The 11,940-nt window shown below is 71.4% G+C and carries 10 protein-coding genes; 5 read left to right on the top strand and 5 right to left on the bottom strand.

From position 1 onward, the window contains the following. Positions 1–326: 326 nt before the first annotated feature. The 4 genes from VN520_RS18950 to VN520_RS18935 all read left to right on the top strand — a co-directional run bounded on the left by VN520_RS18950 (position 327) and on the right by VN520_RS18935 (position 5,044). The gene (locus tag VN520_RS18950; RefSeq protein WP_325748106.1) at positions 327–1,097 is read left to right on the top strand and encodes a CoA transferase subunit A; all 771 of its coding nucleotides are present in this window, start codon (positions 327–329) and stop codon (positions 1,095–1,097) included. Then, a complete protein-coding gene (locus VN520_RS18945) occupies positions 1,097–1,744 on the top strand; it encodes a 3-oxoacid CoA-transferase subunit B (protein WP_325748105.1) in 648 nt (215 codons plus the stop codon). Before VN520_RS18950 ends, VN520_RS18945 begins: the two co-directional genes overlap by 1 nt. Beyond that, positions 1,741–2,955 carry a thiolase family protein gene (locus VN520_RS18940; protein WP_325748104.1) on the top strand — a complete coding sequence of 405 codons (1,215 nt, stop codon included), beginning with the start codon at positions 1,741–1,743 and terminating at the stop codon, positions 2,953–2,955. Before VN520_RS18945 ends, VN520_RS18940 begins: the two co-directional genes overlap by 4 nt. A 265-nt stretch (positions 2,956–3,220) precedes the next feature. After that, a complete protein-coding gene (locus VN520_RS18935; RefSeq protein ID WP_325748103.1) occupies positions 3,221–5,044 on the top strand; it encodes a SpoIIE family protein phosphatase in 1,824 nt (607 codons plus the stop codon). 91 nt (positions 5,045–5,135) lie between these two features. Here VN520_RS18935 and VN520_RS18930 read toward each other — a convergent pair whose 3' ends face one another. From VN520_RS18930 to VN520_RS18910, 5 genes are all read right to left on the bottom strand, one after another. Next, the gene (locus VN520_RS18930) at positions 5,136–6,035 is read right to left on the bottom strand and encodes a Gfo/Idh/MocA family protein (RefSeq protein WP_325748102.1); all 900 of its coding nucleotides are present in this window, start codon (positions 6,033–6,035) and stop codon (positions 5,136–5,138) included. Between the two features lie 36 nt (positions 6,036–6,071). Next, positions 6,072–7,286 (bottom strand): ROK family transcriptional regulator, encoded by a 1,215-nt coding sequence (locus VN520_RS18925; RefSeq protein WP_325748101.1) that lies wholly within the window; start codon positions 7,284–7,286, stop codon positions 6,072–6,074. Positions 7,287–7,372: 86 nt separating this feature from the next. Then, entirely contained in the window at positions 7,373–8,239 is an 867-nt protein-coding gene (locus VN520_RS18920; protein WP_325748107.1) for a carbohydrate ABC transporter permease, read from the bottom strand. 80 nt (positions 8,240–8,319) lie between these two features. Then, entirely contained in the window at positions 8,320–9,300 is a 981-nt protein-coding gene (locus tag VN520_RS18915) for a sugar ABC transporter permease (protein ID WP_325748100.1), read from the bottom strand. Between the two features lie 33 nt (positions 9,301–9,333). After that, entirely contained in the window at positions 9,334–10,737 is a 1,404-nt protein-coding gene (locus tag VN520_RS18910; protein ID WP_325748099.1) for an ABC transporter substrate-binding protein, read from the bottom strand. Positions 10,738–10,873: 136 nt separating this feature from the next. Here VN520_RS18910 and VN520_RS18905 point away from each other — a divergent pair, with 136 nt between their 5' ends. Next, entirely contained in the window at positions 10,874–11,920 is a 1,047-nt protein-coding gene (locus VN520_RS18905) for a zinc-binding alcohol dehydrogenase (RefSeq protein ID WP_325748098.1), read from the top strand. Positions 11,921–11,940: the final 20 nt, after the last annotated feature.

Genomic DNA, 11,940 nt, shown 5'->3' with positions numbered 1-11,940 from the left:
GAGGCTCAGGGAGCCGTCCGCGTCGGTCAGCCGGCGCAGGACGGCGATGCCGCGCATGAGCGGTGCGACGGCCTCCGCGGGCGCCTGGGCGCCGGGCTGGGTGGTCCGGGTCGGTGGCATCTGTCTCTCCGTCGGGTGCGTCCGTGCCGGAGAGACACGGTACGGCGGCAGGCGTGCGGCGCGTGCCGCGCCCCGGCCGCCGGATGTGTGTCCGGATGTGTCGGGCAGGAGCCGGGACCATCGACAGGGCTCCGACCCGGGCGGCAAACTCCTGACATCGTAGTGAAGGAAACTTCACTACGCGAACTAAACGGATGGACGGTCCCATGGACAAGGTGGTCGCGTCAGCGGCGCTGGCCGTCGCCGACGTGCCGGACGGCGCGTCGGTGGCAGTGGGGGGCTTCGGCCTCAGCGGTGTACCGAACGTGTTGATCGATGCCCTGCACGCGAGCGGCGTCAGCGGGCTCGGTGTCGTATCCAACAACTGCGGAGCGATGGACTCCGGTCTTGCGGTGCTGCTCTCCGCCGGCCGGATCAGCCGGGTGACCGGCTCGTACATCGGCGGGAACAAGGAGTTCGCCCGGCAGTACCTCGGAGGTGAGCTCGAACTCGAACTGATCCCGCAGGGCACGCTGGCGGAGCGGCTCCGTGCCGGCGGGGCGGGGATACCCGCGTTCTACACCCCCGCCGGGGTCGGGACGCAGGTCGCCGACGGCGGGCTCCCCTGGCGCTACGACGGTGAGGGCGGGGTGGCCCTGGCCTCACCGGCCAAGGAAGTACGCGACTTCGACGGCACCGAGTACGTCCTGGAGCACAGCATCCGCACCGACTTCGCCCTCGTCAGGGCGGCGAGGGGCGACCGGCACGGCAACCTGGTCTTCAACAAGTCCGCACGCAACTTCAACCCGCTCGCCGCCATGGCCGGCCGCATCACCGTCGCGGAGGTCGAGGAGCTGGTCGAGCCGGGCGAGATCGACCCGGACCACGTGCACCTGCCGGGCATCTTCGTGCAGCGGGTGGTCGCGCTGACCCCTGAGCAGGCCGTGGACAAAAAGGTGGAGAAGCGGACGATCACGGAGCGGAAGGCACGGGACTGATGGCCTGGAACCGGAACGAGATGGCCGCGAGGGCGGCCGCGGAGCTGCGCGACGGGGAGTACGTCAACCTCGGCATCGGGCTTCCCACGCTGATCCCGAACCACCTGCCCGAGGGTGTGCACGTCGTCCTGGAGTCCGAGAACGGCATCCTGGGCACCGGTGCCTTCCCGTACGACGAGGACGTGGACCCCGATCTGATCAACGCCGGCAAGGAGACGGTGACCGTCCGGCCGGGCGCCTCCTTCTTCGACTCGGCGCTCTCCTTCAGCATGATCCGAGGCGGACACATCGACACCGCGGTGCTCGGGGCGATGGAGGTCTCGGCCCGCGGCGACCTCGCCAACTGGGCGGTGCCGGGGAAGATGGTGACCGGTATCGGCGGAGCCATGGACCTGGTGCACGGGGCCCGCCGCGTCATCGTGACCATGACGCACACCGCCAAGGACGGCAGCCCGAAGATCGACGAGGAGTGCACCCTGTCGCTGACGGGCAAGGCGTGCGTCCATCGCGTCATCACGGATCTCGCCGTGCTCGACGTGACGGAGGACGGCCTGGTCCTGGTGGAGACCGCCCCCGGGGTGAGCACCGTCGAGGTCCTGGACAGGACGGCCGCTCCGGTCCGTACGCCCGAAGGGATCACGTCATGAGCTTCCGCCCCCGCGACGTGTACGTCGTCGACGCCGTCCGCACCCCGATCGGCAGGTACAGCGGCGCGCTCGCGCAGGTACGGCCCGACGACCTCGCCGCCCACACCATCCGCGCGCTGCTCGGACGCACCCCGGACCTCGACCCGTCGCGCATCGGCGACGTGGTGCTCGGCAACGCCAACGGCGCGGGTGAGGAGAACCGCAACGTCGGCAGGATGGCCGCGCTCCTCGCGGGTCTGCCGGTCTCCGTCCCCGGCGTGACCGTCAACCGGCTCTGCGCCTCCGGTCTCGAAGCCGTCGTGCACGCGGCCCGCGCCGTGGCGCTGGGAGACCACTCGCTCGTCGTGGCCGGCGGCGTCGAGTCCATGACCCGCGCCCCGTACGTGCTGCCCAAGAGCGACCGGGCCTTCCCGGCCGGGCACACCGAGATGTACTCGACCACCCTGGGCTGGCGCATGGTCAACCCCCGGATGGATCCGCAGTGGACGGTGCCGCTCGGCGAGAGCGCGGAACTGATCGCCGAAAAGCACTCCATCAGCCGTGAACAGCAGGACGAATTCGCACTCGCCTCCCACCGGAAGGCGTCGGCCGCCCGGGCCGCGGGGCTGTTCGACGGAGAGATCGCACCGCTGACACTCCCCCGGCGCAAGGGCGATCCTCTCGTGGTGGACCGGGACGAGTGCATCAGGCAGGACGCGTCGCTGGAGGCCATGGCCAAGCTCCGCCCGTCCTTCCGCACGGAGGGCGGCACCGTCACCGCGGGCAATTCCTTCCCGCTCAACGACGGTGCGGCGGCCCTGCTGCTGGCCGACGAGGAGGGGCTGCGGGCCACCGGCCGCGAACCTCTGGCACGGATCACGGCATCCGCCGTGTCCGCCAACGAGCCGCACTACTTCGGGCTCGCCCCCGTCGAGGCCGTGAACAGGGCGCTGGACCGGGCGGACAGGAACTTCGCCGACCTCACGGTCCTCGAACTCAACGAGGCCTTCGCCGCCCAGGTGCTGGGCTGCGTCGCCCAGTGGCCCGGCCTCGACCCGTCCGTGCTCAATCCGCGCGGCGGGGCGATCGCGATCGGCCACCCCCTCGGCGCCTCGGGGGCCCGCCTCGCGGGGGCCGTCGCCCACCAGCTCAAGGCCGCCGGGTCCGGGGTCGGCGTGGCGTCCCTGTGCATCGGGGTGGGCCAGGGATCCGCGCTGGTGCTGGAGCGGTAGACCCCGCAGCCGGCCCGGCATCGTCCGGCCGGCCCGTTCCCCGGCCGCTGAAGGCTCCGGCGCGCGGCAGCATGGGCTGAAGGCTTCGGCGTGCGTGCACCGCGGCGGGCCTCTCCCGAGCGGCGAAACGGGCGGGCCGGATGAATGATGAACAGATGCTGTGGTGCTGCGGGCGCCGTCCGGCCTCCTCGCCGGGCGGACCGGAAGACGTGACGACGCCGGGCGCGGACGGAGAGGCCTGCCCGGTGCCGGCGAGGGCCGCCCGATGAGATCCACGGACGGGCTGCTGGAGATCGGCTTCATGCGCACGGTGTTCGACAGCCTGGGGGCGGGAGTGTTCGTCACCGACACCACCGGCCTCCTCATCGCCTGCAATCCACGTGCCCAGCGGCTTCTGGGCCGTCCGCAGGAGCAGATGCTCGGGCACGACATGCATGATCTGCTGCACCGCGGGAAGGACGGCGGCGCGGTCCCGCGGAGCGAGTGCGGTCTGCTGAAAGTGCTGGACACCGGCCGGCCGGCCGAGGGGAGCGAGGAATCCTTCCTCCGCGGGGACGGCAGCCTGGTGCCGGTCATCTGGGCGGCCACCCCGTTGCGGCACAAGGGGCGGGCGGAAGGCGCGGTGGTCGTCTTCCACGATTTCAGCCTCCACCGTGACGCCGCCGAGCAGACCGCGGCCTACCTCGCCGCGCTGGAGGGCCTCACCGCCCGGCTGACGATGGTGGCCGAGGTCTCCACGGTCCTCATCTCCACCTTGGACACGCCGGAGATGCTGAACAGACTGGCCGGACTGCTCGTACCGGACATGGGTGACTGGGCGGCGATCGACGTCCGCACGGCCGGGCAGACCGGTGAGATGCAGCGCGCCGCCGTCCGCACCCCCGGCGACCACGGCACGGCGCATGCGCTCACCGGCCCGTTGCCGCCCTTGCCCGAATCCACCCGTTCGGCAGTGGTCCAGGCACTGCGGAGCGCCGAGCCCGTCCCCCTGGACGCGGAGCGCCTCGCGGAGCAGCCCGACAGTCCGCTCGCGGCCGCCCACCGGGATCTCTTCGACCGGCTGGGAGGAACCTGCGCCGTCGTGGTCCCCCTGCACACCCGGCGGAAGGTCTTCGGCGCGCTGACCGTGGCGCGTGTCGCCCCGGGGTCCTCCTACACCGAGGCCGAGGTGTTCGTGCTCTCGGACATCGCGCGCCGCGCCGGCCTCGTCATGGAGGCCGCAGAGCTCTTCGAGCAGCAGCGTCACGTAGCCGAGACCATGCAGCGCCAGCTCCTCACCCCCCTGCCGCAGGTCGACCACCTCGCGCTGGCGGCCCGCTACCGGCCCGCGGAGAGTGCCGCCGAGATCGGCGGGGACTGGTACGACTCCTTCCTCCTGGGCGACGGAGTCCTGACCATGGTCATCGGGGATGTCGTCGGCCACGACCTCAAGGCCGCCGCCCACATGGCCGAGGTCCGCAACATGCTGCGCGCCCTGGCCTGGGACCGGACGGAGCCCCCCAGCCTGATCATGCGCCGGCTGGACGAGGCCATGACCCATACCAGCGACGCCCCCATGGCGACCTGCGTCTTCGCTCGCGTCGAGGGCGCGGAGGGCGGCCCCTGGCAGCTCCACTGGGTCAACGCCGGCCATCCGCCGCCCCTCCTGATCACGGCCGGCGGGCAGACCCGCTTCCTCGAAGCCGGCCACGGCCCGCTCCTCGGTCTCAGCTCGGCCCTGCACATGGGGCTGGGGTGGCCCGACGCCCGCGCGGACCTTCCGCCCGGGTCGACTCTCCTGCTCTACACCGACGGACTCGTCGAGAGCCGCTCCCGTGACATCGAGGCCGGTCTCGCCACGCTGCGGCGGCATGCCGCGGCCCTGGCCCGCCGGGACGTCGAGGACTTCCTCGACGAGCTCCTGAACCGCATCGACCCCAGCGGTGACGACGTCGCCCTGCTGGTCCTGCGCATCCCGCCTGCCGGCGTCGGTGCCGGTGACGACGAGGCGCCGCCGCAGCACGCGCACAGCCCTGCCGCCTCCGACCGCGGAGCACCCGGCTCCCGCATCGAGGACACGCCTGTCAGGGACACCTCCGAACCGGCCTGACACACCCGGCGGCCCCCACCCGACGCGGACCACGGCTCCGGGGGAGGACGGCTGTGCCCCGGCTCGGCCGGGGGCGCGCCGTGACGCGTCGTCAGGTCCGCGCGGCCTGATCGAGCAGCCTTTGTATGTGCAGTCCGTGGGCCGCGTCGATGCCGGTCCCCTCGCCGGTCCGTACGGCGGTGGCGAACTCGCGTCGCAGGACGGGCCAGCATTCCTCGTGGTCGATGTCCGCCGTGTCGTAGACCAGCTCCTCCCCCGGGCCGAACAGTTCGACCCGGGTCCTGGCCCGTGGGAGCTGCACGGCGCCCGAGAGGGATGCCTGACTGACCGCACCGTTCTCGTGCTCGCAGGTCAGCTCGATCCAGCGGCGCGGGTCCCCCGTGGCCCGTACGGAGACGATCGGCGCGACCGCGCTGTCCAGGATGTCCAGGAGGTGCGGGCCGAGGTCGAGCAGCGCTCCGTGTTCCAGCCGCCAGGAGGTGGCGAACTCCCCGCCGAGGAAGGCCCCGTGCAGATAGCAGGAGCGGGCCCCCGTCACCTGACGCGTGGCCGCTTCGGCGAGGAAGGCGCGGGTGGCCGGGTGGTAGCGCTTCGTGAGGACGAGCTGGGAGATCACTCCGTGCTCACCGACGGACTCCGCCACGGCACGCGCCGCGTCGAGGCCGGCACCGAGCGGCTTCTCCAGGAGGAGGGCGCGGCCCGCTGCCGCGGCGCGCGGGGCGAGAGCGGCCTGGACGGCGGGCGGCACGGCGAAGGCGACCGCCTCACACCGGTCCAGCAGTTCCTCGAAGGAGGCGACGACCGGCGCCCCGTACGGTGCGGCGGCTTCGGCCGCGGCCTCCGGACGGCGCGCCCAGACCGCCGTCAGCGCCGTCTCCGGCCCGGCAGCGAGCATGCGGGCGTGCATGGCGCGCGCCCAGGGGCCGGCGCCCACGAGACCGACGCGGACCGGTTCGTAGGGCCAGGTGTCCGGGAGGGGGGTGGTGGACATGGTGCTCTCCGTCGTTGTGCTGCGGGTGCGGTGCGCTCAGACGCCGTCGCCGGTACGGGCCAGTGCCGCGAGGCGGGAGTCGGCGCGGTCGGGGGCGTACAGGTGGTCGATGACCATGCGGGCGGCGCCCACCAGGGCGGCCCGGTCTCCCAGTTCGGAGGTGACGACCTGGAGGTTGGCGGTGGTGCGCGGCATGGCGCGCTGGTAGATGAGTTCGCGGACTCCGGTGAGGAACGGGGTGCCTGCCAGATCGCCGCTCAGCATCAGCACGCCGGGGTTGAGCAGGGTGACGACCGTGACCAGGACCTCACCGACGCGCCGCCCCGCCTCGCGGGCGAGCCTGACGGCATCCGGCTGCCCCGCGGCGAGGTGCTCGCGCACATCGGATCCCGACGCGGTGGGCACACCGGCGGCGGTGAGCTGTCCGGCGATGGACCGGCCGCTGGCGACCGCGGCGAGGCATCCGTAGGAACCGCACATGCACAGCGCGTCGGGGCGGTCGTGCAGGCGGATGTGGCCGATGTCGCCCGCGCCCCCGTCGATGCCCCGGTAGATCTCACCTCCGACGACGACTCCGGCGCCGATCCCTGTGGAGGCCTTGACCAGGACGAACGCACTGCAGTCCGGGTGACCGGCCCGCTGCTCCGCCAGGGCCATCAGGTTGGCGTCGTTGTCGACGAACACGGGCAGGGGCCCGGCGGCCGGCATCGCACCGACGTGCTCGGCCCAGGCCTCGCGCAGTCGCTCCCGCACGGGGAAGCGGTCCCAGCCGGGCATGATGGGCGGCTGCACGATGCGGGCCGACTCCCAGTCCACCGGGCCCGGCACGGAGAGCCCGATGCCGCAGACCCGCTCGGGACCTGCCCCGGCCTCGGCGAGCAGGGGGCCGAACCCGCGTGCCAGCCGGTCCAGGGCGCGGTCGGGGCCGTCGGCGATGACGAGGTCCCCGGTGTGCTCGGCCAGGACGGTTCCGGAGAGGTCGAGCACGGCGACGCGGGCATGCCGGGTCTCCAGGTCCGCGACGAGCACCACGGCATGCGACGGGTCGAACTCCAGCCGGGCGGAGGGGCGTCCACCGGTGGAGGTGCCGCCGGCGCCGCGCAGCCAGCCCGCTCCGAAGAGCTGGTCGAGCCGGTGCCCCACGGTGGAGCGGGACAGGCCGGTCGCCTGCTGGAGCTCTCCGCGCGTGGTGGCCTCACCGCTGCGGATGAGCTGCAGCAGATGTCCCGCGCTGGCCTGGTTTCCTGCCATCCCCGTCGTCCTCGCCCTGTCTGTCGCGTCCGTACCAGCCCGGGGGCTGTCGGGTTCCTGGCCGCCGGCCGTCCCGGCTTCCGTCGTCAGCCCTTGTCCGCACCGCTGGTCAGACCCTCGGTGAGGAGCCGCTCGGCGGAGAAGAACAGGAGTACCACAGGGATGGTGAGGACGACCGACCCGGCCATCAGCACCGTCTTGGACACCTCTATGCCGTTGGCCAGTTGCTGGAGCCCCAGGGAGACGGTCCACCGCTCGGGGTCGGCCGCCAGGAAGAGGAGGGCGAACAGGAACTCGTTCCAGGCGATCATGAACACGTACAGCCCGGTGGCCATGAGGGTCGGCAGGGCGAGCGGCAGGATGATCCTGCGCACGGTCTGCAGCCGCGACGCGCCGTCGATCGCCGCCGCTTCCTCGATGCTGAAGGGGATGGTGACGAAGTAGTTCTTCAGCATGTAGATCGAGACGGGGACGGTCTGCGCGATGTAGACGACGGCGAGCCCGACGAGGCTGCCGGACAGCCCCATCTTCGCGAACATGACGAAGAGCGGCACGGCCAGCAGTGTGGCCGGGAAGAGGTAGACGGCCAGGAAGACCGCGCTGACCTGCCGGTTGCCGAAGAACTTCAGCCGGCTGACGGCGTACGCGCCCGGTACGGCGGCGGCCAGCGTGAGCAGGACCGTGGCGACGGCGACCAGTGCCGAGTTGAGCAGCATGCCGAGGAAGCCCTGGCCGCCCTCGGCCGAGGACCTGAGGACGCTCCGGTACGTGTCGAGCGTGAAGTCCTTGGCCGAGACCCAGAGGCTGCCCGGGTCGAGGAGCAGTGCGTCGATCGGTTTCACCGACAGCATCAGCATGTAGGAGAAGGGCACGATCGTGATCGCCGCGAGGAAGGCGATCACCACCCACCGCAGGACTCCGAAGAACCGTTCCTCGAACTGGGCGCGGGTCAGCCGCGGCCGGGGGCGCCGCGCTCCGGGCAGCGGGCCGGCCGTGCCCTTCGCCTGTTCGCGCGTCGTGGTCGGGGCGGGGGTCATGCCGCTTCCTCCTGCATCTTCCTGCCGAAGAACTTGAAGTAGACGCCCAGGAGGGCCATGAGCACGACAGCGAGGACGAGCGCCTGGGCGGAGGCGGCTCCGACGTCGAAACGCGAGGTGAGGAAGTCGTAGACGCGGACGGCCACGACGTCCGTGCCGGAGCCGCCGCCGGTGAGCAGATAGACGTCGTCGAACTTGTTGAACGTCATGATGAAGCGCAGGACGGACAGCAGGGCGATGACGGGCATCAGCTGCGGCAGCAGGATGTGCCGGAAGCGCTGGGTCAGCGTGGCACCGTCGACCTCCGCGGCCTCCTCCAGGCCGGCCGGTACCGCCTGCAGGCGGGCGAGCATGAAGAGGAAGGCGAACGGGAAGTAGCGCCAGGTCTCGAAGGCGATGACCGTGAGCAGTGCCAGCGGGATGTCGAAGTGGATTCCGAACAGGCCCACTTCGTAGGACCTGGTGGACAGGAAGGCGATCGGGTCCTCCCACCCGAAGAGCTTGTGGCCCCATTCGTTCACGATGCCGTACTGCGGGCTGAGCGCGACCTCCCAGACGAAGGAGACGGCGACCACGGGAGCGACGTACGGCAGGAGCATGGCGGCCCGCAGCGCGCCCCGGCCCCGGAAGGGCCTGCGCAGGGCGAGGGCGGCGATCAGCCCGAGGACGACGGAACCTGCGGTGGAGCCGACGGTGTAGAGGAGTGTGGTGCCGAGGCTGCTCCAGAAACCGGGTGAGCCGAAGACCTGGGAGAAGTTGTCCAGGGTCCAGCGGCCGAAGAGGCCGTTGACCTGGATGTCGACCAGTCTGGCGTTCTGGAAGGCGAGCAGGACGGTCCACAGGATCGGCAGGATCACCACGACCAGGACCACCAGGAAGGTGGGGGTCACGAAGGCGAGGCCTGCGCGGTTCTCCCTGCTGCTCGAACTCTGTGTCGGGACGCGGCGCTTCTTCGCGCCGCTCCGGGTTGTGCTCATGGGTCGGTTACCTCGTGAGGGAGCGGCGTGCGGCTACTGGAGGGACTTCTGGAGGGCGGTCACTTCGTCGTCGGCCTCTTCGGCCGCCTCGTCGGGCGAGAGCTGGCCGCTGGTCATCGCCCCGATCGCCTTGGCGACGGGGAGTTCGCCGTTCGTGGCGCCGACGAGGGTGCCCTGGCCCTGGGTGAGGCCCCATCGCTTCATACCGCCGACACCGATGACGAGCTGGTCCAGGAGCGCCGGAGGGTAGGCCTTCTGCATGGACTCGCGGCGGTCGACGCCCATGACGCTGGCGCGCCAGCCCTGCGCGAAGACGCCGGGCTCCTCCACCGTGCCGGTGCGGACGGGGATCTTGCCCTCCGGCGCCATGCCGAACCAGTCGGCGTACCCCTTGCCCATCATGTACTCGATGAACTTCCTGGAGGCGTCCGTCTCGGCGGTCCGGGTGACGGCCCATGACGTGATCTCGCCGAACTGGGCGGGTTCCTCGCCGTCGGGGCCCTTCAGGGAGGTGACGACACCGGTGTTGCGCGCCAGGAACTTCGGGTCCTTCCCGCACTCCGGGCAGCTGGGCAGCGCGTCCGACCGCAGGCCCGCCAGCTCGTCCAGGAGGAAGGAGGACCAGACCATCATCGACGACTTCCCGGCGAAGTAGGTGGCGCGGGTGCTGTCCACGCTCTGGGTACCGGGTGCTCCGTGCTCGCGGGCGAGACGGTCGTACGCCGCGAAGGCGTTGCGGCACGCCCGGGAGTCGAGAGCGGGCTCGCCCGCCTCGTCGACCAGCTGGCAGCCGTTGGCGAGGGCGAGGTCCTCGAAGCTCTGCTGGGTGAAGACGTCCGAGGGGTCGGTGGCCAGCGAGATCCCGTCCCGGCCCCCCTTGTCGAGCACGGCGGCGGCCTTGAGGGCGCTCGCGTAGTCGTCCGGTGCGTCGAGCCCGGCCTCGGCGAAGAGGTCCTTGCGGTAGACGAGGATCTGGAGCCAGGCGTCGGAAGGGACGCCGAGCCTGGTGCCGCGGTCGGAGGTGAGCGCGAGCGCGTTGCTGTTGAAGGTGCCCGGCCGCAGCTCCTTCACGATGCGGTCCGCGACCTCGGTATCGAGCAGGCCGTTGCCGTACATCTGCCAGATCTGCCCCATCGGGACCGCTCCGATCACGTCCGGCAGATCACCGGCCGCCGCCGCGGACATGATCAGCTGCGGCAGCTGGGCCTCGTCCACACCGACGAGATCGACCTGGACGCCGCTCTCCTTCTCGAAACGGCTGATGACCTTCTCGGTCGCCGCCATCCGCGGCGGCAGGTTCTCCTGCGACCACACCGTGATCCTGTTGTCGGGCCGCTCCGCGCCGGAGCTGCCCGAGCAGCCGGCCAGCAAGCCGGCCGCCAGGGTCGCGGCGAGCCCGAACAGGGTCGCCCTCGACCGTCGGGTCTTCATCACCATGCTGTGTCCTCACGCTACTTACGCATTTTCCTGATGCATCTCAGCACCACTTTTGTTTGTTGACAAGACATAACTCTGAGATATCTTCGACGGAAGTCAGCGAGCAACACCCCCTCCAAGCGCTACCGGAGCCCCCGTGGAACGCGTCGTCCAGTTCACCGGCCCCCGTCAGGTCGAAGTCGCCGAGCACGAGAGCGCTCCGCTCCCCGCCGGGCACCTCCGGGTCCGCACCCGCTACTCCGGTATTTCGGCAGGAACCGAACTCACCGCCTACCGGGGCACGAACCCCTACCTGACGCGCACCTGGGACGCCGAGGCCCGGATCTTCCGTGACGGAGCGGCCGGGATCGAGTACCCGGTGGCCGGCTGGGGCTACTCCGAGGTCGGCGAGGTCACCGAGGTCTCGCCCGAGCTCGTCGGCACGCCCGGTATGCCGGTCACGGGCGACCTGGTCTGGGGCATCTGGGGCCATCGCAGCGAGGGCGTCGTCCCGGCCGGGCGCATGGTCGGCCACACCCTGCCGGCCGGTCTCGAACCGCTCGCCGGGGCCTTCGCCCGGGTCGGTGCCATCGCTCACAACGCGATCCTCGCCGCCGACATCCACCTGGGCGAGGACGTGGCCGTGTTCGGCCAGGGTGTCATCGGGCTGCTCACCACCCGCCTCGCCCAGCTCAACGGCGCGCGGGTCACCGCGGTCGACGCGCTCGACGGCCGGCTCGCCACGGCCCGTGAGTACGGCGCGCGGCGCACCCTCAACGCCCGTACCGACAGCGTCGCCGAACGCATCCGTGAGGCCACCGGCGGGGCGGGCGCCGACGTCGCCATCGAGATCAGCGGCGTGTACCCGGCCCTGCACGAGGCCGTGCGCTCCGTCACCGTCGGCGGCCGGGTCGTGGCGTCCGGCTTCTACCAGGGCGACGGCGCCGGTCTGCGCCTCGGCGACGAGTTCCACCACAACCGGGTGCAGCTGATCTGCTCGCAGATAGGCGGGGTCCCCCCGCAGCTGGCGGGACGCTGGACCGTCGAACGGCTCCAGCGGACGTTCCTCTCCCTGGTGGCCGAAGGCCTGGTCGACGTGAAGTCTCTGGTCAGCCATGTCGTCCCGGTGGCGGAGGCCGACGACGCGTACGTGCTGCTCGACGAGACCCCGGCCGATGCCCTCCAGGTCGTCCTGGAGTTCTGAATCCGGGCGCCTCCCGTCCG

It is taken from the genome of Streptomyces sp., from assembly GCF_035563135.1.
In the GTDB taxonomy this organism is placed as follows: Bacteria; Actinomycetota; Actinomycetes; order Streptomycetales; family Streptomycetaceae; genus Streptomyces.
This window is presented reverse-complemented; position numbering and strand designations above follow the sequence as displayed.